The 25,174-nt window shown below is 66.1% G+C and carries 24 protein-coding genes and 1 pseudogene; 10 read left to right on the forward strand and 15 right to left on the reverse strand.

Annotated features, from left to right (window positions below; all coding sequences use genetic code 11):
* The first annotated feature begins 34 nt into the window (after positions 1-34).
* The 5 genes from D514_RS29155 to D514_RS29175 all read left to right on the forward strand — a co-directional run bounded on the left by D514_RS29155 (position 35) and on the right by D514_RS29175 (position 5,617).
* Positions 35-1,114, forward strand: coding sequence for an extracellular solute-binding protein (locus D514_RS29155; RefSeq protein ID WP_017829891.1), 1,080 nt, complete (start codon positions 35-37; stop codon positions 1,112-1,114).
* A 2-nt stretch (positions 1,115-1,116) separates the two neighbouring features.
* Entirely contained in the window at positions 1,117-1,938 is an 822-nt protein-coding gene (locus D514_RS29160) for an ABC transporter permease (protein WP_236610932.1), read from the forward strand.
* Positions 1,939-1,940: 2 nt separating this feature from the next.
* Positions 1,941-2,741: an ABC transporter permease gene (locus D514_RS29165; RefSeq protein ID WP_031205837.1), complete on the forward strand. Its 801-nt coding sequence runs from the start codon at positions 1,941-1,943 to the stop codon at positions 2,739-2,741.
* Entirely contained in the window at positions 2,741-3,784 is a 1,044-nt protein-coding gene (locus D514_RS29170; RefSeq protein ID WP_017829894.1) for an ABC transporter ATP-binding protein, read from the forward strand. The genes D514_RS29165 and D514_RS29170 overlap by 1 nt, the downstream gene beginning before the upstream one ends.
* Positions 3,785-3,850: 66 nt before the next feature.
* Entirely contained in the window at positions 3,851-5,617 is a 1,767-nt protein-coding gene (locus D514_RS29175; protein ID WP_031205839.1) for an alkaline phosphatase family protein, read from the forward strand.
* Positions 5,618-5,643: 26 nt separating this feature from the next.
* Here D514_RS29175 and D514_RS29180 read toward each other — a convergent pair whose 3' ends face one another.
* The 3 genes from D514_RS29180 to D514_RS29190 all read right to left on the reverse strand — a co-directional run bounded on the left by D514_RS29180 (position 5,644) and on the right by D514_RS29190 (position 8,980).
* Positions 5,644-6,294 carry a dihydrofolate reductase family protein gene (locus tag D514_RS29180; protein WP_017829895.1) on the reverse strand — a complete coding sequence of 217 codons (651 nt, stop codon included), beginning with the start codon at positions 6,292-6,294 and terminating at the stop codon, positions 5,644-5,646.
* 99 nt (positions 6,295-6,393) lie between these two features.
* Positions 6,394-7,449 (reverse strand): LLM class flavin-dependent oxidoreductase, encoded by a 1,056-nt coding sequence (locus D514_RS29185; protein ID WP_017829896.1) that lies wholly within the window; start codon positions 7,447-7,449, stop codon positions 6,394-6,396.
* 28 nt (positions 7,450-7,477) lie between these two features.
* Positions 7,478-8,980, reverse strand: a complete 1,503-nt coding sequence (locus D514_RS29190) for a methyltransferase (RefSeq protein WP_036323289.1) — start codon at positions 8,978-8,980, stop codon at positions 7,478-7,480.
* Between the two features lie 106 nt (positions 8,981-9,086).
* Here D514_RS29190 and D514_RS29195 point away from each other — a divergent pair, with 106 nt between their 5' ends.
* From D514_RS29195 to trxA, 4 genes are all read left to right on the forward strand, one after another.
* Positions 9,087-11,264, forward strand: a complete 2,178-nt coding sequence (locus D514_RS29195) for a DUF6049 family protein (RefSeq protein WP_017829898.1) — start codon at positions 9,087-9,089, stop codon at positions 11,262-11,264.
* Positions 11,257-12,873 (forward strand): murein biosynthesis integral membrane protein MurJ, encoded by a 1,617-nt coding sequence (gene murJ / locus D514_RS29200; protein WP_017829899.1) that lies wholly within the window; start codon positions 11,257-11,259, stop codon positions 12,871-12,873. The genes D514_RS29195 and murJ overlap by 8 nt, the downstream gene beginning before the upstream one ends.
* 119 nt (positions 12,874-12,992) lie before the next feature.
* On the forward strand, positions 12,993-13,973 hold the full coding sequence (gene trxB / locus D514_RS29205) for a thioredoxin-disulfide reductase (RefSeq protein ID WP_017829900.1): 981 nt from the start codon (positions 12,993-12,995) through the stop codon (positions 13,971-13,973).
* Positions 13,974-14,038: 65 nt separating this feature from the next.
* Entirely contained in the window at positions 14,039-14,362 is a 324-nt protein-coding gene (gene trxA, locus D514_RS29210; RefSeq protein ID WP_017829901.1) for a thioredoxin, read from the forward strand.
* A gap of 91 nt (positions 14,363-14,453) precedes the next feature.
* Here the strand turns inward: trxA and D514_RS29215 are convergent, their stop codons facing one another.
* The 12 genes and pseudogenes from D514_RS29215 to rpmH all read right to left on the reverse strand — a co-directional run bounded on the left by D514_RS29215 (position 14,454) and on the right by rpmH (position 23,434).
* Complete coding sequence (locus D514_RS29215; protein ID WP_081603880.1) at positions 14,454-15,038, reverse strand: GrpB family protein; 585 nt, start codon at positions 15,036-15,038, stop codon at positions 14,454-14,456.
* Entirely contained in the window at positions 14,986-15,321 is a 336-nt protein-coding gene (locus tag D514_RS29220; RefSeq protein WP_017829903.1) for a hypothetical protein, read from the reverse strand. The genes D514_RS29215 and D514_RS29220 overlap by 53 nt, the downstream gene beginning before the upstream one ends.
* A 9-nt stretch (positions 15,322-15,330) precedes the next feature.
* Entirely contained in the window at positions 15,331-16,779 is a 1,449-nt protein-coding gene (locus tag D514_RS29225) for a sugar porter family MFS transporter (RefSeq protein ID WP_201764749.1), read from the reverse strand.
* Positions 16,780-16,839: 60 nt separating this feature from the next.
* Complete coding sequence (locus D514_RS29230; RefSeq protein WP_017829905.1) at positions 16,840-17,811, reverse strand: ParB/RepB/Spo0J family partition protein; 972 nt, start codon at positions 17,809-17,811, stop codon at positions 16,840-16,842.
* Positions 17,811-18,686 carry a ParA family protein gene (locus tag D514_RS29235; protein WP_236610933.1) on the reverse strand — a complete coding sequence of 292 codons (876 nt, stop codon included), beginning with the start codon at positions 18,684-18,686 and terminating at the stop codon, positions 17,811-17,813. The genes D514_RS29230 and D514_RS29235 overlap by 1 nt, the downstream gene beginning before the upstream one ends.
* Positions 18,687-19,618: 932 nt before the next feature.
* Positions 19,619-19,744 (reverse strand): hypothetical protein, encoded by a 126-nt coding sequence (locus tag D514_RS39410; protein WP_269078430.1) that lies wholly within the window; start codon positions 19,742-19,744, stop codon positions 19,619-19,621.
* A gap of 620 nt (positions 19,745-20,364) precedes the next feature.
* Positions 20,365-21,059, reverse strand: a pseudogene (gene rsmG, locus D514_RS29245) (16S rRNA (guanine(527)-N(7))-methyltransferase RsmG).
* Positions 21,025-21,516 (reverse strand): R3H domain-containing nucleic acid-binding protein, encoded by a 492-nt coding sequence (locus D514_RS29250; RefSeq protein ID WP_017829909.1) that lies wholly within the window; start codon positions 21,514-21,516, stop codon positions 21,025-21,027. Before D514_RS29250 ends, rsmG begins: the two are co-directional and overlap by 35 nt.
* Positions 21,513-22,583, reverse strand: coding sequence for a membrane protein insertase YidC (yidC, locus tag D514_RS29255; protein WP_017829910.1), 1,071 nt, complete (start codon positions 22,581-22,583; stop codon positions 21,513-21,515). Before yidC ends, D514_RS29250 begins: the two co-directional genes overlap by 4 nt.
* Before the next feature lie 3 nt (positions 22,584-22,586).
* Positions 22,587-22,937 (reverse strand): membrane protein insertion efficiency factor YidD, encoded by a 351-nt coding sequence (gene yidD, locus D514_RS29260; RefSeq protein WP_017829911.1) that lies wholly within the window; start codon positions 22,935-22,937, stop codon positions 22,587-22,589.
* Positions 22,934-23,290 (reverse strand): ribonuclease P protein component, encoded by a 357-nt coding sequence (rnpA, locus tag D514_RS29265; protein ID WP_031205843.1) that lies wholly within the window; start codon positions 23,288-23,290, stop codon positions 22,934-22,936. The genes yidD and rnpA overlap by 4 nt, the downstream gene beginning before the upstream one ends.
* A gap of 6 nt (positions 23,291-23,296) precedes the next feature.
* Positions 23,297-23,434 (reverse strand): 50S ribosomal protein L34, encoded by a 138-nt coding sequence (gene rpmH, locus D514_RS29270; RefSeq protein ID WP_013584598.1) that lies wholly within the window; start codon positions 23,432-23,434, stop codon positions 23,297-23,299.
* A gap of 316 nt (positions 23,435-23,750) precedes the next feature.
* Here rpmH and dnaA point away from each other — a divergent pair, with 316 nt between their 5' ends.
* Positions 23,751-25,142 (forward strand): chromosomal replication initiator protein DnaA, encoded by a 1,392-nt coding sequence (gene dnaA / locus D514_RS29275; protein WP_017829913.1) that lies wholly within the window; start codon positions 23,751-23,753, stop codon positions 25,140-25,142.
* Positions 25,143-25,174: the final 32 nt, after the last annotated feature.

Raw genomic sequence — 25,174 nt, forward strand, 5'->3', positions numbered from 1 at the left:
ACTCAGTGCTGGACCCATCCCGAAGGAGCAGTGCATGAATACCCGAAGAATCCTCACCACCGGTGCGCTCGTCGCCACCGGCGCCCTCGTCCTCGCCGGCTGTGCTGCCGGTGACGACAGCGCTTCGTCCGGCGACAAGGAGTTCGCCGGCGAGACCATCGTCGTCACCTCGTTCGGCGGCGACTGGGAGAAGGCCTTCATCGAGGCCGTCGTCGATCCCTTCGAGGAGGAGACCGGCGCCAAGGTGGAGCTGATCACGCTCTACAGCGCCGACGCCCTCGCGCAGGTCACCGCCCAGAAGGTGAGCCCGCAGATCGATGTCGTGCACTTCTCCGGAGGGCAGGAGTTCACCGCCGCCGCGGACGGTCTCATCGCGCCGATCGCGGCCGACGAGCTGTCCGAGTCCGGCGACCTGATCGACCTGGCGACCGCCGGGCTCGAGCGCGGTGAAGGTCCGGTCATCCAGCTCGCCCCGATCGGGCTGGTCTACAACACCGAGGCGGACGCTCCGGCGCCCACCTCGTGGCTCGACCTGTTCGACGAGGCCTACGCGGGCCACGTCGCGCTCACGGACTTCTCGAACACGTACGGCGTGCTCTCGATGCTCCGTGTCGCCGACGCGCTCGGTGGGGGCATCGACGACCCGTCGCAGGCGATCACCGATCTCGGTGCCCTCGCCTCCTCGGGTGACGCGATCGTCGTCCCCACCTCGCCCGATCTGCAGACCGCCTTCGCCCAGCGCGACACCTGGCTCGCACCGTACGCGATGGACTACGCCGGTACGCTGCAGGACGCGGGCCTTCCGGTAGAGTTCATCGTCCCGGAAGAAGGCGTCACCGCCTCTCTCATCACGGCGAACGTGGTCGAGGGCCGGGACAACCCCGACCTCGCGAAGCTCTTCATCGATTTCGAACTGCGCCCCGAAGCGCAGGCCGTCTTCGCGGAGAGCATGCGGTACTCGCCGGTCAACACCAAGACCGAGCTCTCCGACGAAGCTGCGGACGCCGTGCTGACCGGTGACGAGCTCGAGACGGTCGTCGTCTACGCTCCGGGCGATGTCGCGGCCTCGCGACCGGCCTGGACCGATGAGTGGAATGCGCTGATCACCAAATGAGTGTGCGAACCCGTAGGGAGCCCTGGCTCCTGCTCCTGCCGGCGATCGTGCTGCTCGCGCTCGCCTTCATCACCCCGGTGGCTGGCATGCTCCTCATGAGCGTGCAATCGTCGGCAGGCGGGTTCACCCTCGACAACTTCACCCGGTTGTTCACGAGTGAATATCACCTCCAGGCGGCGCTGCGCTCGCTCCGCCTGGGGGTGATCCAGACGGTGATCACCTTGATCATCGCCATCCCGCTGTCCTACGTCATGGCCCGCGCCGGCTCGAAGGTGCGCTCCTTCCTGCTGATCGTCGTGATCCTCCCCCTCATGACCAGCGTCGTGGTCCGCACCTTCGGCTGGGTGGTGCTGATGGGCCCGTCGGGTCTGCTGATGAAGATCCCCGGAGCCGAGCTCCTCGTCGGCGGCACACAGGGCTTCCTCGGCACCGAGACCGGGGTCGTGATCGCGATGGTGCAGGTGCTCCTGCCTTTCGCGGTGCTGAGCATCCTCGGCGTCGTGTCGGGCATCCGGCCGCAGCTCGAAGAGGCCGCACGCACGCTCGGCGCCGGATTCTGGCGCACGCTGTGGCACGTCGTCCTCCCCCTCGCGATCCCCGGCATCGTCGCCGGAGCCTCGCTCGTCTTCGTCCTGTCGGTCAGCTCGTTCATCACGCCGCGCTTCATCGGCGGGGCGCAGATCCCGGTGTTCGCCCAGACCATCTACATCGACGCGACCACCAACCTCGACTGGTCGTTCGCGGCCGCACAGGCCGTGCTGCTGTTCGCCGGGGTCATGCTCGTGCTCGCAACCACGTCCCGACTCGGGAAGCAGAAGGTGTGACCATGGTCCGTTCCGTTCCGATCCTCGGCAGGGTCCTCGCCATCGTCCTCGGCGTCGTGGTGACGCTCTACATGCTCGTGCCGCTCATGGTCGTCGCCGGTGCTTCGGTGGGCGAGAACCGATTCCTGACCTTCCCCGGTCAGGGCTTCACTCTCGACTGGTACGTCGAGGCGCTCACCTCCGACACCTACCTCGAGCCGTTCCGCCTGAGCCTGCTGGTGGGCATCACGGTCGCGATCGTCGCCGCATCCATCGGCACCGCGGCCGCACTCGCGCTCACCCGGTTCAAGGTTCCGGGTGGTGCCGCCATCCAGGGGCTGCTGATGTCGCCGCTGACGATCCCCACGATCATCCTCGCCATCGGTGCGCTGTCGATCTCGTCCCTCACGATCGGGGCGCCGAACGTCGGCGTCCTGATCGCGATCCACGTGGTGATCGCGATCCCGTACGTCATGCGCACCGTCACGGGCGTGATGACCAGGGCCGACCACTTCACCGAGGAGGCCGCGCGCACCCTCGGCGCCAGCGCCTGGAACCGCTACCGCCTGGTGGTGCTCCCGATCGCCCGCCCCGGCATCGCGGCCGGAGCGTTCTTCGCCTTCAACATCTCGTTCGACGATGCGGTCATCGCCCTCTTCCTGCGCACCCCGCAGCTCGAGACGCTCCCCATCGCCATCTACGGCCAGCTGGAGTTCAGCACGTCGCCCACCGTGGCGGCGGTCTCGACTCTCATGGTCCTGCTCACCGTCGTCCTCATGATCGTCCTCGAACGCATCATCGGCCTGGGAAGGTTGTTCGTCTGATGACAACACTCACCATCACTGCTCTCACCAAGGACTTCAAGGGGACCTCGGTACTCAAGGGCATCGACCTCTCGATGCAGTCCGGGGAGTTCGTCTCGCTGCTCGGTCCCTCGGGCTGCGGCAAGACCACGCTCCTGCGCTGCATCGCCGGCCTCGAGTCGCCCAGCGGGGGCACCATCGAGATCGCGGGACAGGATGTCACCGACCTTCCGCCCGAGAAGCGCCACCTCGGCATGATGTTCCAGAGCTACGCACTCTTCCCGCACATGAGCGTGGCCGAGAACGTGCGCTTCGGTCTGCGCATGTCGGGCGAGAAATCCAAGTCGGAGCAGAAGGAGCTCGCCGTCCGCGCGCTCGAGCGGGTGCAGATGGGCCACCTGGCCGATCGGATGCCGGCACAGCTGTCGGGCGGGCAGCAGCAGCGCGTCGCACTGGCCCGTGCGATCGCGTTCGAACCCCGTGTGCTCCTGCTCGACGAACCGCTGTCGAACCTCGACGCCCGTCTGCGGGAGGACATGCAGGTCGAGCTGAAGGAGCTGCACCGCACGCTCGGCCTGACCACCGTGTTCGTCACACACGACCAGGAGGAGGCGATGAGCCTCTCCGACCGCATCGTCCTGATGAACGGCGGTGTGATCGAGCAGGAGGGCGCACCGGCCGAGCTCTACGGCGCGCCGCGCACCCCGTTCGCCGCCGACTTCATCGGCGCGGCCAACCTGCTGCCGGCCACCCGTTCCGGTGCGGTCGCCACGCTCGACGGTACGGCGATCTCGGTGCCGATGACCGGCGCAGGACCCGATGGCGCAGGGGAAGTGGTGCTCCGTCAGGAAGACCTCCACCTCTCCCCCACCGTCGGCCCCGACGCCCCCGTGAGCGTCGAGGTCGTCACGCATGTCTACCGCGGAGCGGACATCGTCTACATCGTCGAGCTCGCGGGCACGCGGATGCGCGTCGTGCGTCCGCGGCATGAGGAGCCGATCCCCGAGGGCACGGCCGGCCTCGGCTGGCGTGAGGGTGCCGTGCTCTGGATCGCCGCCGCCTGAGGGCCGGATCCGCTCCTCGTCGGAGGTCGTCCTCCGACGAGGAGCAGTCGGTCATAGGATCGCGGCATGGCCGAAGAAGTATCCTCCTCCCCCGACGCTCCCCGCGATTCCTCCCGCCGAGGCTTCTTCAAGATGGGCGGGGCCGCCCTTGCCGGTGCTGTGATCGGTGGAGCCGGGGGTGCGGCCATCGGAGCATCGATCGCCGGCAACACGCGTGACGGATTCGCGGCCGAACCCGATCAGTTCGCCGCCCTCACCCCGCGCAGCGAACCGGGCTTCGACCACCTCGTCGTCGTGATGGGCGAGAACCGCTCGTTCGACAACCTCCTCGGATATCTGTACTCGAAGGAGAGCCTGCCGCAGGGCGAGAAGTTCGAGGGACTCGCCTTCGGCTCCTACAGCAACACCGCATCCGACGGCACGGTCGTCGACGCCCATGTGTACGAGGGCGACACCGACCGCATCATGAGCCTCCCCGATCCGGATCCGGGCGAGGAGTATCCGCACGTCAACACACAGATCTTCGGCACGGTCGACCCTCCGACGAACGCCGACCTCTTCGTCGACGAGATGACCGCGCCCTTCAATGCCCCGACGCACGGCGAGAAGGCCACGATGTCGGGGTTCCTCGAGGACTACATCACCAACTTCCGGCGTCTGCGCAAAGGCGTCGCCCCGAAGCCCGAAGAGGCCGCGCACATCTTGGGCTCCTTCTCCCCCGAGATGCTGCCGGTGCTGTCGACGCTCGCTGCGGAGTTCGCGGTGTTCGACCACTGGTACGCCGGCGTCCCCTCCCAGACTTTCTGCAACCGCTCGTTCTTCCACGCCTCCACCTCTCACGGGTTCGTGACCAATCAGGCGGGCGGCGGCTACCGGAAGTGGCTGGATGCGCCGGCAGCGCCCACGGTGTTCAACCGGCTCGAAGACAAGAAGGTGAGCTGGAAGATCTACATCGACAAGCTCCAGCTCGTCTCGTTCACCGGGATGCTGCATGCGGCGGTGCTGGAGAAGTACTGGCGCACCGAGCACTTCGGCACGATGGAGGACTTCTACGCCGAGGCGAAGGCCGGGAAGCTCCCCGCGTACGCCTTCATCGAGCCGCGGATGGTCTATGACCACAACGACTTCCATCCCCCGTTCGGATCGCCCCGAGAGAGCGAGGTCGACGGCGAGGCCGTGTTCGACAGCGCCATCTCAGATGTACGGGCCGGCGACCGCCTCATCCACGACATCTACGAGGCGGTGCGCACGAGCTCCTCCCCGAAGGGTTCCAACGCCGTCAACACCTTGCTGCTGATCACGTTCGACGAGCACGGCGGCTGCTACGACCACGTGCCGCCGCCCGCGGTGACGAAGCCCACCCCCGACACGGGGCCGGGCGAGATGGGCTTCACGTTCGATCGGCTCGGATGCCGGGTGCCGGCGATCGCCGTGTCGGCCTACACGAAGCGCGGCAGCATCATCCACGACGAGATGCACCACGGCTCGGTCACCGCGACCCTGTCGCGCCTGCACGGTCTCGAGCCGCTCAACGACCGCGATCAGTCCGCGAACACGCTGCTGAACGTCGTGAACCTCGACAAGCCGCGGCATCCGTCCGACTGGCCGGTGACCACCCCGGCGTACACGCCGCCGAATCCCGAGGACTCCGCACCGCAGCCCGGCGAGAAAGACCAGCTGAAGCCGCTCACGCCGCCCGCGCGCGGCCTGCTGGGTCTGCTCCTGGCGCGATACGGCAAGCCCGGCGAACCGGAGCCGGAGACCTTCGCCGACGCCTACAAGCTCCTGCACGAGCACGGCGAGGAGCTGTTCGGCCCGCCGAGCGGGAACTGACCCGCGCCATCGATCACTCCCCCGGATCAGCTCTCGCGGGAGAACGTGATGTGCGTGACGCCGGACTCCGCGACCTCCGAGGTGACGCGATAGCCGGACTCGAACCCGCGCAGGTCGTCCCACAGACGGATCCCGCTCCCGATGAGGATGGGGGTGATGCCGACGTGCAGCTCGTCGACGAGACCGGCACGCAGATACTCGCGCACCGTGGTCGGCCCGCCTCCGACGCGCACGTCGCGTCCATCCGCAGCAGCCACCGCCGTGCGCAGCGCCTCGTCCGGCGCGGCCGAGAGGAAGCGGAAGCTCGTGCCGTTGGCGAACTCGATCGACGGTCGCGGTGTGTGGGTCAGCACGAACACCGGAGCGTGGAACGGCGGCTCCTCTCCCCACCACCCACGCCAGTCGGGGTCGTCGGGGTTCGCGTGGAGCCCGAACATCCCGGCGCCCATGATCTCGGCGCCGATGTTCTCGAAGTAGTGCGCGGCGTACTTCTCATCGACACCCGTGGTGCCGACGCCACTGGTGTCGAGGAAGACGCGTTCGTGGAAGGTGCGGGTGGCCGTGTATGCGGCCGTGAGCCTTCCCCAGTCCTCACCGAAGGGGTTCTCCGGGGTCTGATCGGTCGTCGTGGCGAAGCCATCGAGCGAGATGTTGAGATCGACGCGAACACGGGTCATCGCTGCCTCCGGAGCTGGGCTGGGTGACGGTGCGTCCATCGACGCGCCGTCACCCAGCGTCAGCGTTCCACGACGCCGTGTCAAGGAGGTGGGTCGTGATCAGACCGGATCGCCCTGGACCGGCCCTCCGGTGTTCGGCTTCCAGCCCAGCGCCGGGGCCACGTGCTTCGCGAACGACTCCAGCACGTGCAGGTTGTACTCCGGTCCGAGCTGGTTCGGGATCGTCAGCATCAGGGTGTCCGCGGCCATCACCGCCTCGTCCTGTCGAAGCTGCTCGATCAGCACGTCGGGCTCGGCCGCATAAGTCTTGCCGAACGTGGAGCGGAACCCGTCGATGATGCCGATCTGATCGGCGTTCTCCTCGCTCCGAAGGCCGAAGTAGGCGCGGTCCATGTCGGAGACCAGCGGGAACACACTGCGGCTGACCGACACCCGCGGGGTGCCGGTGTGCCCGGCCTCCTTGTATGCGGACCGGAAGAGGTCGATCTGCTCACGCTGCAGTTCGTGGAACGGCTGCCCCGTGGCCTCGGTGACGAGGGTCGAGCTCATCATGTTGAGGCCCTTGCGACCCGTCTCGATCGCGGTCGGGCGCGAACCCGATCCCCACCAGATGTGATCGCGGAGTGTCGGCGACTGCGGCTCGATCGCGAGATAGCGCCCAGCCCCCACCATGCGCGGGTCGCCGGGGGCGATTCCCTCCCCGTCGATCGCACGCAGGAACAGGTCGAACTTCTCCCGCGCGATGACGCTTCCGCGCTCGGTGTCCTCCTCATCGACGTAGCCGAACGTCTCGTATCCGCGCAGAGCCGTCTCGGGGGAACCACGGCTCACGCCGAGCGCGATGCGACCGTCGGAGATCAGGTCGAGAGCGGCCGCCTCCTCCGCGAACTGGAACGGGTTCTCGTAGCGCATGTCGATCACGCCCGTGCCGACCTCGATGCGCTTCGTGCGCGCCGCCATGGCCGCCAGCAGCGGCATCGGCGAGGCGGCCTGACGCGCCCAGTGGTGCACGCGCACGTAGGCGCCGTTCACACCGATCTCGTCGGCGCCCTCGGCGATCTCGATGGTCTGCTTCAGCATGTCGCCCGCCGTGCGGGTCGCTGAGCCGGGCACATCCGCGTAGTGCCCGAAGGAGAGGAATCCGAAAGCCTTCATGATCCATTCCAACGCATAGATCTGGGGACTATTCCCCCGGCACCAGAATGCCGTCGAGCACCAGGGAGCGGATGCGGGGCTCGAGCTCGGCCCACAGATCCGGCAACGGCACCTCGAAGAGGTCGGCCAGCGCCGAAGCGATCTGCACGACGGTGAGTTCGCCGTCGCAGGCGCCGACGAACCCGGCGAGCGCGGGATCGACGTTCACCGTGCGGGCGAAACCGCCGCCCTGTCGCAGCTCGATGACGCTCGGGTCGTCGTTGCCCGGCAGCAGGTGGCGCGCCTCGGTCACGTCCGCAGCCGTCACCAGGGTCGAAGGAATGCCCTCGGCGAGCACGTCGTGGGCGGCAAGGCCCGTGCCCAGAGCGGTCCCGACGTTCGAGACCTGCTGTGCGATCCTCTCCGTGCGTCGAAGTGGATGCTCCGGCGCCCCGCGGCGCATCAGCACGTAACCGAAGCCGATCGAGGTCACGCCCCGGGCGGAGAAGTCGTCGAGCCAGGCGGTCAGCAGTGGCGTGAAGGCCGGGTCACGCGGCGTCGTCCCCCCGTCACGGATCCACAGCTCGGCATAGCCGAGCGGGGTCAGCTCCTCGCGTTCGATCACCCAGAGGTCGAGCTCGCTCGGCACCCAGGCCTCGAGACGGGCGAGGCCGGTGATGCCGGACCTGGACTCCCAGTTGCCGAGCAGCTGCGCGATGCCGTTCTGCGTGAGGTACGCAGGCGCGCTCCGCACGAACTGCTCGACCAACGCATCGCCCACCAGCCCGCCGTCGCGGTACTCGTACGCCGGGACCCCCTCCACCCGCGGCGTGATGACGAACGGCGGGTTGGAGACGATCAGGTCGAAGGCCTCACCCGCGACAGGCTCGAACATGCTGCCGTACCGGAACTCGATGTTGACCACCCCGTTGAGGCGGGCGTTGAGTTCCGCGAAGGCCAGGGCGCGCTCCGAGATGTCGGTCGCGATCACCGTGCCGGCGCGACGGGCGACGAGGAGCGCCTGGATACCGCAGCCGGTGCCCAGATCGAGAGCCCGATCGACCTGGATGGGAACGATCGTCTCGGCGAGCGTGCGCGATGCTCCCCCGACCCCGAGCACATGGTCGGCAGGAAGAGGGCCATCGAGCGCCACCTCGTCGAGGTCGCTGGCGATCCACCACTCCCCGACACCATCCGCATCGACGAACGACTGCGGGCGCAGCAGCGCGGTCGGGGTCACCGTTTCGGCGTCGGACGTGCCCAGTCCGAGAGCCACGAGCCCGTCCACCCCGAGGTGCGGCAACGCGGCGGCGACGGCCGCCCGCGGCTGCGGCTTCCCGAGCACGAGCAACCGCCCGAGCGTCGCCAGCACGCCGGAGTCGCCGGCGATGGCGCGCAGGATCGGCTCGTGCATGCCGCGCGCGAGAGCGTCGTCCGCTTCCTCGCCCCACAGACGACGAAGCGGCTCGGAACGGAGGTCGGCGGCGTCGAGATCGGCAGCGAGCGCGGCGCAGCGAAGGGGGTCTGGGAGCGGTGCGGGGGTGTCGGACACGGCCGTCACTCTACGCGTCTTCAGGGTTCTCTTTCCCTGCGCCTCCTAGAATCGGGAGGTCAGTACTCACGATCAGCCCGTCTCCGGGCGTTCGAGGAAGACCTCCATGACCGCGATCACCCCCGAGCACGGCCTCCGTGCGCGCCTTCGAAGGCTCGCAAGCAGGACCGCTGTTCTCGCGATCGTGCTGGGCGCCTGCGCGGTCGTCGTGCCGAGCGCGGCCAGTGCAGCCGGGGCATCGGGTGCGAACGACGATGCACGGGTGGGCTTCCACATCTCCGCGGGCCTGCGCGGCCTCGTCGCCCCCGGTTCGGCGACCACGGCGATGCTCACGGTGCAGAACGACACCGAGTCGAAGCTCTCCGCCGGTCAGGTGCAGGTGGAGCTCAGCAGGACGCCGCTGACCGATGAGGCCGCTGTCACGAACTGGCTCGACGATGGCACGGCCCCGGGCGAGTTCGACACCATCGGCTCCGACACGACGGCCGCCCTCGATGCCGGAGAATCGGCCATGACCACGGTCTTCGTGCCCGCCGAGACCCTCGGGGCCCTCGCTCCGGGCGTCTACCCGCTGCGGGCGGAGCTCACCGGCGCAAAGATGCAGAACACCGACGACGACGAATCGGCGACCACCGCCACCAGTGTGCTGGTCGTCGCCGATTCTCAGACCGCTCAGGTCGGGGTGCTCGTCCCCATCACGGCGACGCCCGAGGGCGGTGCCCTGCTCAGTTCGGACGAGCTCGCTGCCCTCACCGGACCCGAGGGCGCTCTCACCGCTCAGCTCGACGGTGTGGCGGGCACCACCGCGGTCCTTGCGATCGATCCCGCCATCGTCGCGGCCATCCGCGCTCTCGGTTCCGCGGCACCCGAGAGCGCCCAGGACTGGCTGCGTCGCCTCGATGCCCTGCCCAACGCACGGTTCGCGTTGCAGTTCGGCGATGCTGATGCCGCGGCCCAGGCGCAGGCAGGCCTGCCCGAACTCCTGCAGCCGACGACGCTGGCCCCGTTCCTCAATGCGGCGAACTTCTCGCAGACCCCTGCCACGCCTGCGCCGACCGGCACCCCGCCCACGACACCCGAGCCGACACCCGGCCCGACCGGGACTCCGCAGCTGCCCGACGACGAGGAGCTCACCGCGATCGACGGCGCGCTCGCGCAGATCCTGTGGCCAGCCGACGAGCTCAGCGAGGATGATCTGGCCTCCTTCACGCGGTATCTCGGTGAGGGCACGACCACGATCGTCTCCTCCACCGCCGTCGGCGGACAGAGCGCGGCGCACGCCACTGCCGGCGGAAACGACCTGCTCGTCACGGATACCGCTCTATCCGAGTCCCTGTCGAAGGTTGCCGCCGAGTCCGATCAGGTGGATCGCCAGCGTCTGCTCGCCGAGGCATCCGCGCTGCTCATGCTGGCAGCGGATCGCGTGGCCGGCGCTCCGCTGCTGATCGGTCTCGACCGTGATGAGAACCGTGACGCCGATGCGCTGCGCGATGCGATCTCCTCCGCCGACTCGATCGGTTTCGAGCTGTCGGCGCTGCGTGCGACTCCGGCGATCCCCGCCTCCGTCACAGCCCAAGCCGACCCGGCACGGGCAACGGCGGTGACGGATCTCCTCGCCGACGAAGCAGCACTCACCGCCTTCTCATCGATGCTCAGTGATCCGCAGGTCCTGCTGAGCCCCGAGCGCATCCGCATCCTGCGCACCCTGGCCGTCGGGACACCGGCGAACGCCTTCGCCAAGAACGTCGAGAAGCACCAGAAACGCACGACGCAGACGTTGAGCGCCGTGAGCACGCCGCCCTCCAGCACCATCCAGCTGTTGACCGCCAACGCCGACCTGCCCATCGCCGTGCGCAACGACCTTCCGTGGCCCGTGACGGTGCAGCTCTTCGTCTCGCCGACCGACCCGCGTCTCGAGGTCACACCGATGACGGAGACGGTGGTCGAGGCCAACTCCACCAAGCGGGTCAAGGTTCCCGTGTCGGCACGCGTCGGCAGTGGCGAGGTCGACCTGCGGCTCAGCCTGTACAGCCCCACCGGCGTACAGATCCAAGGCCAGGAGGAGATCCGGGTCGCCGTCCGTGCCGAGTGGGAGACCATCGGCCTGATCGTCTTCGGAGGGCTCGCCGTCGTCCTGATCGCGCTCGGCGTGATCCGCACCGTGCGCCGCAAGCGCCACGAAGCAGCCGAAGAGGCCGCCGTCGAGGCGCAGATCGAATCACTCGAAGAGGTAGCCGTGGAATCACGACCCGATGCCACCGCGACCGAAGACAAGAATGAGTAGCCTCGGCCGCGCCAGCGCCATCATCGGCGCGGGTACCCTCGTCTCCCGCCTGACCGGTCTGCTGCGCAGCATCGTGCTCGTCGGAGTCATCGGCTCACTCGGGTCGCAGGCGGCTGATGCGTTCACCTACGCGAACCAGCTGCCCAACAGCGTCTTCTCCCTGATCTCCGTCGGAATCCTCACGGCGGTCATCGTCCCCCAGATCGTCAAGGCGACGGCGGATGCCGACGGCGGCAATGCCTTCATCTCGAAGCTGTTCACCCTCGGCACCGTCGTCCTTGTCGTGGTGACGGGAGTCGCGACGGCGGCGGCACCGTGGCTGGTACATCTGGTCGCCGGTAGAGCGACCGAGGCCACCCTCGCCCTCGCCACGGCACTCGCCTACTGGTGCCTGCCTCAGATCCTCCTCTACGGTCTCTACGCGATGCTGGGCGAAGCCCTCAACGCGCGGAAGATCTTCGGTCCCTTCACCTGGGCGCCCGTCGTCAACAACATCGTCTCGATCGTCGGCTTCCTCGCGCTCGGCGCACTGTTCGGTCCCGTCTCCACGAAGGCCACCGACTGGACGCCCGAGATGATCACGCTGCTCGGTGGCACGGCCACGCTGGGCATCGCGCTGCAGGCCGTCGTCCTGCTCATCTTCTGGCGTCGCACGGGCCTTGCTCTCAAGCCCGACTTCCGTTGGCGCGGTGTCGGTCTCGGCAATGTCGGCCGCCTGGCCGGCTGGACCTTCCTCATGGCTTTCGCGAGCCTGTCTGCCGGAGTTCTCCAGGGCTACATCGTCAGCGAGGTCGCCGGTCTCGGCGCCTCCGCCACCGTGACCGCGAACGCGTGGCTGATCTTCATGCTCCCGTATTCCGTCATCGTGCTCTCTATCGGAACCCCCTACTTCACCCAGATCAGCGCGCACGCGGCTGCCGGTCGCGATGACGACGTCCGCGCCGACATCGCGCAGAGCATCCGCACGCTGCTGTTCTTCATCGTCGCGGCCACCGCGGCCGTCGCCGCCGCGGCCATCCCGGCGTCGCGAGTGTTCACCGAGTCCGCCGAAGACGCCCAAGCGGCCGCGATGGTGCTGCTCGCCTACCTCGTCGGGCTCATTCCTCTCACGATCCTCTTCATCGTGCAGCGCACCTTCTACGCCTACGACGACACGCGGACCCCGTTCTGGTTCACGATCTTCCAGTGCGTCCTCATCGTCGTCACAGCCCTGGCCGCGCTCGGTCTGCGCGAAGCGGGGATCATCCCCCTCACCTCTCTCGCCGCGGCGATCGCCCTCGGCCAGTCGATCGCGAGCATCCTGCAGACGATCGTCGCCACCTGGCTGCTACACAAGAAGATCGGCGGCCTGCACGTCGGCTCCTGGATCACGGCCATCGGTCGCTTCACGATCGCCGCAATCCCGGCCGGATCCGCCGGCTGGGGAACGTTCCAGCTTCTCGGCGGCACCACGGGTTGGGCTACCTCCGGCGTCATCCCCGCCACCCTCGCGACCGCGATGGTCGGCCTCGCCGTCGTGATCGTCTACATCGCGATCCTCGCCATCATGCGTGCCCCCGAGCTCACGGCCGGCCGCGCGCTGGTCCGCCGCTTCCTCCCCGGTCGCTGATCGGCGCCCAGAGCCTTCTCCCAGCCCGGCGGCACACAGTGTGCGGGGAATGCCTCGCGGTTACCATGGGTTGAAGCACTCGAAGGTCATTCGACTGCAGTTTCTAAGACGGAGAGCACATGCGTCAGGTCATCATCATCGGCTCCGGCCCCGCCGGATTCACGGCTGCCATCTACGCCGCCAGGGCGAACCTCAAGCCGCTGCTCATCGCGAGCTCGGTCGAGGTCGGCGGCGAGCTGATGAACACCACTGAGGTGGAGAACTACCCGGGCTTCCCCGAGGGCATCCAGGGACCGGAGCTCATGGCCAAGTTCCAGGAGCAGGCCGAGAAGTTCGGCACCGAGGTCGTCTACGACGACGTCACCGAGCTGCAGCTCGACGGCCCCGTCAAGAAGGTCATCCTCGGCAGCGGTGCGGAGCACGAGACCCAGTCGCTGATCTACGCGACGGGCTCGGCCTACCGCAAGCTCAACATCGACGGTGAGGAGCGCCTCTCCGGCTACGGCGTCTCCTGGTGCGCCACGTGCGACGGCTTCTTCTTCCGCGAGAAGACGATCGCCGTCGTCGGTGGCGGCGACTCCGCGATGGAAGAGGCCACGTTCCTCACGCGCTTCGCCGAGAAGGTCTACGTCATCCACCGCAAGGACACCCTGCGGGCCTCGAAGATCATGCAGGAGCGCGCCTTCGCGAACGAGAAGATCGAGTTCGTGTGGAACAGCGAGGTCGCCGAGGTCCTCGGTGGCGACTCCGTGACGGGTGTGCAGTTGCGCTCCACGGTCGACGGAACGCTCCGCGACCTCCCGCTCGACGGGCTCTTCATCGCGATCGGCAACGACCCGCGCACGCACCTCGTGCACGACAAGCTCGAGCTGACGCCCGAGGGCACCATCTGGGTCGACGGACGCTCGTCGAAGACCTCGGTCCCGGGTGTCTTCGCTGCGGGTGACGTCATCGATCCCACCTACCGTCAGGCCATCACGGCTGCCGGCAGCGGCACGGTCGCCGCGCTCGATGCGGAGCACTTCCTCGCAGACCTTGAGGACGCGTCCGTGGAGGTCCCGGCCGCCGAGGCCGCCGAGATCCTCACCGCCAGGGCATAAGGCCGGGAACACTTTTCCCTCGTCGGCTGTTGTAGCAGGCGAACCTCGAATCAAGGAGAACTCTGATGAGTGCAAAGGCTACGAGCCAGGCGACCTGGGAGCAGGACGTTCTGCAGGCCGAAGGTCCCGTGCTGGTGGACTTCTGGGCCGAGTGGTGCGGTCCGTGTCGCATGGTCGCGCCGGTTCTGGACGAGATCCAGGCCGACAACCCCGACAAGATCACGATCCTCAAGCTCAACGTCGACGAGAACCCCGAGCTGGCGATGAAGTACCAGATCACGTCGATCCCGGCGATGAAGGTGTTCCACGGTGGTGAGGTCAAGACGACCATCATCGGCGCCAAGCCCAAGTTCGCTCTCGAGAAGGACCTCGCCGCTTTCATCGGCTGATCCTGCGATTCGAAAGGGCCGTAGCTCCCCCGGGGAGGTGCGGCCCTTTCTTCGTCTCCGTGCCCCGTGTCGTGCGCGATGCGCCTCTCCGTCAGTCTTTGTCGTACACCGGGACTGGTGACAGTCCACGAGCAGCACGGGCTCGATCGACGAGGAGCTGGATCACTGCGGTCTTGCCCGCGTTGTACGACTCCTCCCCCGTGCGCAAGGCATCGACAGCAGCGTGCTTCGCGCGTTCGTAGAGCTCGGCATCTTCCGGGTTCTGCAGCAGCCAGTCCCGAAGGATCCTCTGGTTCACCTCATCCCACCCTGACGCCTCGAAGAAGTGGGCGATTCGAGTGCGCACGCCATCCTCCTCGAAGATCATCACCCGGTGGCTTCGCACTCCGCTCCCGAGCGTCCACCCGACGGTCTCAAGGCCGGGTAGATGCCGGTCGAGGTCCTCCTCGTCGGCGATCCGCACGGCGACATCGATGATCGGCTTGGCACTCATCCCGGGGATGCTGGTCGAACCGATGTGCTCGACGATCCAGTTCGGGTTCCCCTGCGTCCGCAGTTCTGCCGCAACCCTCCGGAAGGCGTCCGGCCAGGCCGGATCGTACGGAACGAGGACGGCCCCCACGTCAGGAGGCGTCGGCGACGGACGGATCCCATCGGCGGTGGCGCTGCTTCTCATCCAACAGGCCCCAGACGGCGGAGGTCAGCTCCGGGTACTCCAGCGCGATCTGCCTCAGCACTCGATAGTGTCGGGCCGCATTGGGACGCACGCCGTCGTTCGCATTGATGTTGTCGGCGCGAAGAAGGTAGACGACGAGCTCGTCGACGCTCGGGAGCTCCTCCATGAACTCCCACGGATCCTCGCCTCCGAGCAGGCGCTCCTGGATGAGGACGGCGAGTTCGTCGGCCGCTTCGGCCCGCAGCACTTCCAGGCTGGCGCGACGCTGTACGGACTCGGTCATGCTTCAAGCCTACGTCGGCTGGGGACCCCTCCGGCGCTGAACCTTCATGTTCTCCGTCATGTCCTCGAGCTCTTTCCCCTTGGTCTCGGGCACCTTGAAGAAGACGAAGAAGAACGACAGAAGCGCGAAGAACGCGTAGAAGCCGTAGGCGAAGGTGAGTCCGATCTCCGCGAAGGCCGGGAACGTCGTGGAGATGAAGAAGTTCGCGACCCACTGCGCCGCAGCAGCCACCGCGAGGGCGCCGGCTCTGATCGAGTTCGGGAAGATCTCGCCGAGCAGAACCCACACGAGAGGGCCCCAGCTCGCGCCGAAGAACACGACGAATCCGTTCGCGCAGACCAGCGCGATAGTGGCCCAGGGGTCGGGGAGAGTCGCCGTCCCTTGCGCGTCCAGTGTGCCGAACGAGAAAGCCACAGCCATGAGGCCGAGGGTCACGGTCATCCCCACCGAGCCCACCAGCAGCATGATCCGTCGACCGATCTTGTCGACGAGAAGGATGGCCACGATCGTCACGACGATGTTCGTGACGGAGGTGATCACGGAGGTGAGCAATGCGCTGGACTCGTCGAAGCCCACCGACTGCCAGAGCGTGGTCGAGTAGTAGAAGATGACGTTGATGCCCACGAACTGCTGGAAGACCGACAGCAGGATGCCGATCCAGACGATCGGCTTCAGTCCCAGACGGTTGCCGCGCAGGTCGCGCAGAGACTCGGAGCGTTCGGTGTCGATGGTTCCGGTGATCTCGTCGATCTTCCCCTGGACGTCGACGGTACCGGTGACGGTCTCGAGAACCTCAGCGGCCCTTTTCAGTTCTCCCTTGCGCACCAGGTACCGCGGAGACTCCGGGAGCCGAAGAGACATCAGTCCGTAGACCAACGCGGGGATGGCCGCGACCATGAACATCCACCGCCAGGCCGTGAGACCCCACAACGGCTGATCCGCGGCACCGGCGAGACCGGCGAGCAGCGCGTCTGAGAGCAGCGCAGCGAAGATACCGGTCACGATGGCGAGCTGCTGCAGGGATCCGAGGCGACCCCGCACGGCCGCCGGCGACACTTCAGCGATGTATGCCGGCGCGATGACCGAGGCCGCGCCGACACCGAGTCCACCGACCACTCGCCAGATGATGAGGTCGACGACGCTGAAGGCGAGACCAGAGCCGATAGCGGAGATGAAGAACATCGCCGCTGCGACGACCATCACCGGAATGCGACCGTATTTGTTGGAGACCGGTCCTGCGAACCAGGCACCCACCGCACAGCCGATGAGAGCGGAGGAGACGGCGAAGCCCTTCAGGGCGGTGCCGAGATCGAACCCGGAGACGTCACCGGCGAGGGCATCCACGGCACCGTTGATCACGGCCGTATCGAATCCGAAGAGGAAACCACCCAACGCGGCCGCGATGCTCACCGCGATCACACGGCGCTTGATGGCTACTGGACCGGCTGTACTCGACATGACATCCCCCTCGTCGTCACGATGACGCGAGTCTAGGCTAGCGCTGCCGTCGCCGGGGCCTCACTTCGACGAGCCGTAACCGCTCTCTCCGATCTCCTCCAGGATGCGATTGAGATCCTGAATGGAAGCGAAATCGATCGTGACCTGGCCTTTCCGTGCACCAAGAGCGATCTTCACTCGGGTGTTGAGTCGATCTCCGAGCTTGCCGGCCACCTCGTCGAGGTATGCCCGGCGCGCACCGGGGGTCGGCTTCACGGACTTGCCGGCGTTGGGCTGCGACTTGGCGGCCTCCTCGGTGGCACGCACCGAGAGGTCCTCGTTCACGACCTTGTCCGCGAGGCGCTGCATCGACTCCGGAGTCTCGAGACTGAGGATGGCTCGCGCGTGCCCCGCGGTCAGCACCCCGGCCGCGACCCGCTGCTGCACGGGTACAGGGAGCTTCAGGAGCCGGATCGTGTTGCTGATCTGCGGACGCGAGCGACCGATGCGTGTGGCCAGCTCCTCCTGAGTGATTCCGAAGTCCTCGAGGAGCTGCTGGTACGCCGAGGCCTCTTCCAACGGGTTCAGCTCAGAACGGTGGAGGTTCTCCAACAGCGCGTCACGGAGGAGATCCTCGTCGGCGGTCTCGCGAACGATCGCGGGGATCACCTCGAGCCCCGCCTCACGAGCAGCACGGGTACGTCGCTCCCCCATGATGAGCTCGTACTGGCCCTCGCTGTTCTTGCGGACGACGACGGGCTGGAGCACACCGAACTCACGAACGCTGTGGACGAGCTCAGCGAGATCTTCGGGGTTGAAGTGCGTTCGCGGCTGACGGGGGTTGGCGACGATCGTGTTCGGATCGACCTGGATCAGGTGGATGCCGGGGACGACCTCGAGTTCGGCGGCATCGGCTTCGACCTCGGGTACTGCCTCCGCATTCGCCTGTCGCAGGCTCGCGCCAGGGAAGAAGACGTCGACAGGACGCTCCGACTGATCAGCCGTGGGGATGAGGGCGCCGATACCCCGACCCAGCCCAGTGCGCTTCGCCATCATTTCTCCTTGCTCTGCGTCGCTGTGCGCGATGCGATCTCAACGGCGGCCTCACGATAGGCGATCGCGCCGGCGGATTGACCGTCGTATGCGATCACGGTCTGCCCGAAGCTCGGGGCCTCCGATACCCGGACCGAGCGCGGGATGACCGTCTCCAGCACCTGTTCCGGGAAGTGTGTGCGGACCTCTTCCGCGACCTGCTGCGCGAGGCGTGTACGCCCGTCGAACATCGTCAGCAGGATCGTGGAGAGATGAAGGACGGGGTTCAGGTGCTTCTGGATCATCTGGATGCTCCCTAGCAGCTGACTCAGTCCCTCGAGTGCGTAGTACTCGCACTGGATGGGGATGAAGACCTCCGTCGCCGCCGTGAAGGCGTTGATCGTGAGCAGCCCTAGTGATGGAGGGCAGTCGATGATGACGAAGTCCATCGGGTGGTCGGCGAGATACACCTCGAGGGCGCGACGCAGGCGATGCTCTCGAGCAACCTGCGCTACCAGCTCGATCTCTGCACCCGCGAGGTGGATTGTGCTCGGCGCACAGAAGAGGTTCGAGTCCTCCGGGCTCTCCTGGACGATGTCCGCGAGTGGGAACTCATCGATCAATACGTCGTAGACGCTGGGGACCTCGGCGCTGTGCGGCACACCCAATGCGGTGGAGGCGTTGCCCTGCGGATCCAGATCGATGACCAGGACCTTCGCGCCCATTCCTGCCAGGGCGGAGGCGATGTTCACGGCGGTGGTTGTCTTACCCACGCCGCCCTTCTGGTTCGACACCGTCAGCACACGGGTTTCCCCGGTGAACTCCACGGTGGCGGCCTCGAGTGCGCGCCTTCGGGCGGAGAGGTCAGCGAGTTCCCGCGCGAGCGGCGTATCCATCCCGAACGTTCCGTTCGATGACGTCTTCTCGGATTGTTTCACGTGAAACATCCACTCCTTTCGGGGCCGCGTTCCACTCTAATCGCTGGGAGCGACGTTTGATGACGGAGGGGCGCACGGTGGGCCCGCTCCTGGACGGACAGGGTGCGGAAAGCCACCGGAACGCGCGTTCGATGGACGGTCGTTTCGGGCATGACGTTCGATGTTTCACGTGAAACAGTGACGATTCGCGGCCGTCTGCCCTCGCAAGCAGACGGCGCCCATGCAGCAAACCACTCGTGGGACACCTATTCGCGCATGACCACTCATGGCACTGCCCGCGGCGTGACTCGTACGGTGGGCCGCTTCGGGGCTGGACCTTCCTTCCCACATCACCCTCTCCTGGATTGCACTCGCGGATGCGCATACGCGCCTGCCGCTTGGACCGTCACATTCGTAGAGAGATGCGCGCTTCGAACCGGCTGACAACCGAAGGGATACTGACCGCAGCGAGAAGACGTGGAGACGCCCCTGGCGCCATCGACGCCGTTTCACGTGAAACATGCGTTGAGTAGCGGTATACGTCGCAAGGGTATCTCTAAGGGCCACCGACATGATTTCTGAATGGTGCCCACCTCGCTTCGACCGCCAAGCTCTCATGAGATCTGCGCGAGCCCGGGGCTCTGGCGCCGCACGATCATGGGGACAGGGCAGGCGCCCCTCCCCCACCTTCCCGGCACCCCTGCACCGCCCTCCGCGCTCTTGTATGCGACGCCTTTGCGTAGAACGGGGTGATCTCAGCCAGAGGGACGGTAAGCAGATGGGTATGTTTCACGTGAAACATGTATCCCTTGATGGTCGAACGCAGTGGTGAGCAGGGGTAGCCCCGTACATGCGGGTCTGCAGCCACAGAAGTCCCTGAAGTATCGATGTCCCTGACGTAACGCCAGACGTCACCGCACACCATGCAGGTACGTCAGGTACGTCTGGTACGTCAGGTACGTCAGGTACGTCAGGTACGTCAGGTACGTCAGGTACGTCAGGTACGTCAGGTACGTCAGCGTTTCATGTGAAACCAAACATGACAGGCGCCCATCTCGCAAGGACCTCCGATCACAGAGCTCGCTAAGACGCACCAATCGGGCAAACCGCGTACGTCCGACCAGCAACCTCCCCCGCAGCAGCAGCGTCTGGAGGAGCAGCAACCCATCAGCAACGTCTGCGCCAGCGCTATGAGCTGCACCGGCTCCAGTTGTTCAGACACGCATGCCGTCGACACTCGCTCCTGACGGAATCCCACCCTGGCGACGGCATCGGCCTCGCGCCCGCTTCGATCGACCGGTCATGCACCTCTACACCCAGGCTCACGACGCGAAGCACACTGATCCCCTTGTTTCACGTGGAACATGGGAACGCCATCGATCTCCGAATGAGGCAACGCCAACGAACCTGCCTGTCATCAAGGCCATCGAAGCGATCCTGGACCACAAGAGTGCCTGATCTGGAACCGATGACGATCGACTCCGCCGGGCGAGGTCGCACAGGCGCGGGTGAATGACGCTAGACGAAGGATCCAGCGTCCGAGGAAAGTCAGGTCGACACCTGTCATCAACGCCGTGTGATGCCGTGGTACCCATCCCCCGGACACAGAAAGCGGGGTGTTTCACGTGAAACACCCCGCTTACCCGTCACAACGTAGCTAGCGTACGCGGGCGCGCACCACCCGGGTCGTCTCGGGAAGGACACCCTCCCCGAGCACTTCGACCCTCACGTCTGACAGTCGGAACTTCTTGATCTGCTTCTGAGCCGCATCGATCTCGTTCGGTGCGTTCATCCCCTTGAGGAGCGTGAGCTCGCCGCCGTCTCGTACCAGAGGAGCAGTCAGCGGGATCAGGGTACGCAGCGCGCTGACGGCTCGAGCAGTCACGACGTCGAAGCCATCCCCGCGGTGTACGTCCTCCGCACGAGAGCGAAGAACAGTGACGTTGGCGAGTTCCAGAGCATCGACCTGCTCGTTGAGCCAGGTGATCCGCCGCTCCATCGGTTCGACGAGCGTCCACTGCACATCCGGGCGGGCGATCGCGAGCACCAGGCCAGGAAGTCCGGCGCCGGAACCGATATCAGCGACGGACCCGCGGAAGAGAGGAGCAGCGATCACACTGTTGAGGATGTGCCGCGTCCAGAGCCGAGGGAGCTCGAGCGGACCGATGAGTCCTCGCTCTTCACCCTCGCGAGCGAGAGCCGCAGTGAACGATCGCGCCACATCGATGCGGTCTCCGAAGAGATCTGCGGCGACAGAAGGTTCAGGCTCCAGCTCACTCATACGTGGCTCCGATCGACAGATGTTTCACGTGAAACATCAACGACGGCGAAGAACCGTGTGACGGTCAGCACCCTCACCGTAGGACTCGGAGACCAGACCACGTTCGGCCGCGATATCGTGCACCAGCTTGCGCTCGTAGCTCGACATCGAAGGCAGGGATGCCTGGGACGAGCCCTCATCGAGCTTCGCTGCAGCAGCGTCGACCAGCGTCTCCAGCTGACGGCGACGAGTGTCGCGAGAGCCGGCGATGTCGAGGATCAGTCGCGAGAACGAGCCGGTCTTGCTCTGCACGGCGAGGCGCGTCAGCTCCTGCAGCGCCTGCACCGTCTCCGGAGCGGAGAGCACCGACAGTGCATCACCTTCCGCCTCGACTGACACATAGGCACGTCCCTGACGAACATCCAGGTTGAGGTCACCGTCGATGTCGGCGATGTCGAGGAGCTCCTCGAGGTAGTCCGCGGCGACGTCGCCTTCGTTCTCGAGCTGAGCCACGGTGGGCTCGGCGTTGTCGGTCATGGTCTCGCTCATGAACCGCTCCCCTTCTTCTTCGCGCGCTTCTTGCCCACCGGCTGCTGGCGCTTCGGTGCTTCTGCCTTCGCCTTCTCCGCCTCTTCGAGCAGACGCTGCTGCTCTGCCTCGTAGGCGGCCATCGGGACGACCTTGCCCGAGGAGTCGATCGCCTTGCCCTTGCGGGCCAGACGCTCTTCGCGAGCCTTGGCGGCTTCAGAACCGGGCGTCGGCATCTCCCGGATGACGAGGAACTGCTGGCCCATGGTCCACAGGTTGGAGATGAACCAGTACACGACGACACCGAGCGGGAAGAACACACCCGAGAAGATGAAGCCCAGCGGCAGCACGTAGAGCATGATCTTCTGCATCTGATACGCCTGGCCGGTCTTGGCCTCCGGCGACAGGTTCTTCGAGATGATCTGCAGCTGCGTGAAGAACTGCGACGCGATCATGAGCACGACGAGCGTGACGAGGATGATGATCGCCGTGGTGTTCTGAGCGTCGACCGCGTTACCCAGGGTCTCATGCAGAGAGGCGACACCGAAGAGCTTGGCGTCGTAGAACTCCTTCGTCAGCTCCGGGCTCAGCAGCCCGACACCGCCGATCTGGTCCTTCGCATGCTTGCTGACGTCGCTGAGCACGCTGTAGAGCGAGAAGAAGATAGGCATCTGCACCAGGAGGGGCAGGCAGCTCGACATCGGCGTCGTGCCGTGCTTCTTGTACAGCGCCATGGTCTCGCGGCTCATGGCCTCGCGAGACAGCTGATCCTTCTTGCCTCGGTACTTTTCCTGAACTTTTCGCAGCTCAGGAGCGATTTCCATCATCTTTCGCTGGCTCTTGATCTGCTTCACGAAGAGCGGGATCAGGGCGGCACGGACGACGATCACGAGTCCGACGATCGACAGCACCCAGGTGATGCCGGACGCCGCGGGGAGACCGACAGCGGTGAGAAGCCAGTGCCAGGCGACGAGGATGAGCTCGACGACCCACTTGAGCGGCCACAGGATGGTGCCGATCAGATCGAACCCACCCCCCGCGGGTTCGGGGCTGGGAGTCGCGCTGGCGAACAGAAGGTCAAGACCCACCGATCAGTCCTTTCGGGAAGGGACGACGAAACCGTGTGCGGTCAGGTCGTAACGGAAGTGGTCGTGCGGACGGACGTCATCGACGCCGCCGGTGGTCCAGGGGTTGCAGCGGAGGATGCGCCATGCCGAGAGCGCCGCTCCCTTCACTGCGCCGTGCTGCTGCACCGCACCTACAGCGTAGGCGGAACAGCTGGGGTAGTACGCACAGACATCTCCATACATCGGGGAGATCACCTTGCGATACGCGGTCAGAAATCCCAGGACCAGATTGCGGGGGATCACGGGGATGCTGCGCACCAGGTCCTGCGAGCGAAGATGCGCAGTCCCGACCGACGAAGCCGGAAGGGCGGTCATGCCGACACCGCGTCGGATGCCGGCGTCAACCTGCTCAGACAGCGATCGACATCGGCTCGAAGCTCGGCGAACGATGCCGTGGCAGACGCAGGAAGGGCACGGATGACGACATCCGTGCCCTCGGGAACTCGCGGGAGCGCCTCCGCGCACACGGCCTTGAGCCGACGACGCACGGTGTTGCGCACCACAGCGGTGCCCACCTGCTTGCTGATGATGAATCCGAACCTCGCGGCTCTGCTTTCGCCCGTCGTCAACATCGAGGTGATGACGCGCGCCCCGCCACAACGGGAACCACGACGAACGACCAGACGATAGTCGCTCCCGCGGGTCAGCCGATACGGGCGGGCGAGCACAGCAGACTACGCAGAGAGCTCGGTGCGGCCCTTCGCGCGGCGGGCAGCGAGGATGCCGCGGCCTGCACGCGTACGCATGCGGGCACGGAAGCCGTGCTTCTTGGCGCGACGACGGTTGTTGGGCTGGAAGGTGCGCTTGCTCATGGAATCACTCCGGGAATGCTGCCACCGGGTTCACTGCGACCGGAGACATGGGGTACTGCCAAAAATGGCATAAGTCAACCAAGTAAGGGTACGTCTTACCGACGCACAGAGCAAATCTGCGCGCTCACGTGGTGGTCTCCCGGTACGAACCGCACAGCCATTATCCACAACCGGACCACGCCCGGCAGGTGCAACACGCGCGCGTATTTTCAAGGGCAGGTTGCCGTTCACAGCCGGGATGACTACCGTGGCATCCTAAGTTATCCACAGGGGGCACGGCACGTCGACCCCGCCTCGATCACTCGTCCGGAGCGTCATGTCATCACCTGCCCAGCCCGACGTCCCCATCTGGACCACGGTGCAGGAGCTTCTGGTCGACGACGATCGAGTCACCCCGCAACTGCAGGGCTTCCTGAGCTTGGCCGTCCCGGCCGGGGTCATGTCCGCCACCCTCTACCTCGAGGTGCCGAACGACCTCACCGCCGCGCAGATCAACAAGCGACTGCGCCTGCCGATCATGGAGGCCCTCTCCCACATCGGTGAAGAGGTCACCTCCTACCGCGTCGTCGTGAATCACGAGCTGGCCGAGCAGCAGACGGCACCGATCGCCGTCGGCGACTTCGGCCGGCACGAGCAGGTGCGCGTCGAGTCCCCGATGGAGCAGCCGACGCAGCTTCGCCATGAGTCCCGCCTGAACCCGAAGTACACCTTCGACAACTTCGTCATCGGCCAGTCCAACCGCTTCGCTCATGCCGCGGCGGTCGCTGTCGCCGAAGCGCCGGCCAAGGCGTACAACCCTCTGTTCATCTACGGCGACTCGGGCCTCGGCAAGACGCACCTCCTCCACGCGATCGGCGACTATGCACAGTCCCTCTATGCAGGAGTGAAGGTGCGGTACGTCTCGAGCGAGGAGTTCACGAACGACTTCATCAACTCGATCGCGAACAACCGAGGTGCCGCGTTCCAGGCGCGATACCGCGACGTCGACATCCTCCTGATCGACGACATCCAGTTCCTCCAGGGACGAGCCGAGACCCAAGAGGCCTTCTTCCACACGTTCAACACGCTGCACGACCACAACAAGCAGGTCGTCATCACCAGCGATGTCGCCCCGAAGCACCTGACCGGGTTCGAAGACCGGATGCGCAGCCGCTTCGAGTGGGGGCTCATCACCGATGTGCAGGCGCCCGATCTCGAGACGCGTATCGCGATCCTTCGGAAGAAGGCCCAGAGCGAGGCGCTCCACATCCCCGACGAGGTCCTCGAGTACATCGCGACCGTGGTGTCGTCGAACATCCGCGAGCTCGAGGGCGCACTCATCCGTGTGTCGGCATTCGCCAGCCTGAACCGCTCCGCGCTCGACATCTCCCTCGCGCAGACCGTGCTCCGAGACATCATCGACACGGCCGAGGACAACATCATCTCGCCGACCGACATCATCACGGCCACCGCGCAGTACTTCAAGCTCACCGTCGACGACCTGTACGGCTCCAGCCGTTCGCAGCAGATCGCCACCGCCCGACAGATCGCGATGTACCTGTGCCGTGAGCGCACCAGCCTCTCCCTGCCCAAGATCGGGCAGCTCTTCGGCAACCGCGATCACACGACGGTCATGTACGCCTACAAGAAGATCAGCGAGCTCATGAAGGAGCGCCGCTCCATCTACAACCAGGTCACAGAGATCACCACGCAGCTCGGCCGACGCTGACACGCCGCGTCTCCGAGAAATGGGGAGGACAG

This window comes from Microbacterium sp. UCD-TDU (genome assembly GCF_000340625.1).
Classification (GTDB): domain Bacteria; phylum Actinomycetota; class Actinomycetes; order Actinomycetales; family Microbacteriaceae; genus Microbacterium; species Microbacterium maritypicum.

Bases quoted from the DNA above. Each gene is read 5' to 3' on its own strand.
- D514_RS29155 (WP_017829891.1), top strand. From the start codon at position 35: ATGAATACCCGAAGAATCCTCACCACCGGTGCGCTCGTCGCCACCGGC.
- D514_RS29165 (WP_031205837.1), top strand. From the start codon at position 1,941: ATGGTCCGTTCCGTTCCGATCCTCGGCAGGGTCCTCGCCATCGTCCTC.
- D514_RS29170 (WP_017829894.1), top strand. From the start codon at position 2,741: ATGACAACACTCACCATCACTGCTCTCACCAAGGACTTCAAGGGGACC.
- D514_RS29175 (WP_031205839.1), top strand. From the start codon at position 3,851: ATGGCCGAAGAAGTATCCTCCTCCCCCGACGCTCCCCGCGATTCCTCC.
- D514_RS29180 (WP_017829895.1), bottom strand. From the start codon at position 6,294: ATGACCCGTGTTCGCGTCGATCTCAACATCTCGCTCGATGGCTTCGCC.
- D514_RS29185 (WP_017829896.1), bottom strand. From the start codon at position 7,449: ATGAAGGCTTTCGGATTCCTCTCCTTCGGGCACTACGCGGATGTGCCC.
- D514_RS29195 (WP_017829898.1), top strand. From the start codon at position 9,087: ATGACCGCGATCACCCCCGAGCACGGCCTCCGTGCGCGCCTTCGAAGG.
- murJ (WP_017829899.1), top strand. From the start codon at position 11,257: ATGAGTAGCCTCGGCCGCGCCAGCGCCATCATCGGCGCGGGTACCCTC.
- trxB (WP_017829900.1), top strand. From the start codon at position 12,993: ATGCGTCAGGTCATCATCATCGGCTCCGGCCCCGCCGGATTCACGGCT.
- trxA (WP_017829901.1), top strand. From the start codon at position 14,039: ATGAGTGCAAAGGCTACGAGCCAGGCGACCTGGGAGCAGGACGTTCTG.
- D514_RS29215 (WP_081603880.1), bottom strand. From the start codon at position 15,038: ATGAGAAGCAGCGCCACCGCCGATGGGATCCGTCCGTCGCCGACGCCT.
- D514_RS29220 (WP_017829903.1), bottom strand. From the start codon at position 15,321: ATGACCGAGTCCGTACAGCGTCGCGCCAGCCTGGAAGTGCTGCGGGCC.
- D514_RS29225 (WP_201764749.1), bottom strand. From the start codon at position 16,779: ATGTCGAGTACAGCCGGTCCAGTAGCCATCAAGCGCCGTGTGATCGCG.
- D514_RS29230 (WP_017829905.1), bottom strand. From the start codon at position 17,811: ATGGCGAAGCGCACTGGGCTGGGTCGGGGTATCGGCGCCCTCATCCCC.
- D514_RS29235 (WP_236610933.1), bottom strand. From the start codon at position 18,686: ATGGATACGCCGCTCGCGCGGGAACTCGCTGACCTCTCCGCCCGAAGG.
- D514_RS29250 (WP_017829909.1), bottom strand. From the start codon at position 21,516: ATGAGCGAGACCATGACCGACAACGCCGAGCCCACCGTGGCTCAGCTC.
- yidD (WP_017829911.1), bottom strand. From the start codon at position 22,937: ATGACCGCCCTTCCGGCTTCGTCGGTCGGGACTGCGCATCTTCGCTCG.
- rpmH (WP_013584598.1), bottom strand. From the start codon at position 23,434: ATGAGCAAGCGCACCTTCCAGCCCAACAACCGTCGTCGCGCCAAGAAG.
- dnaA (WP_017829913.1), top strand. From the start codon at position 23,751: ATGTCATCACCTGCCCAGCCCGACGTCCCCATCTGGACCACGGTGCAG.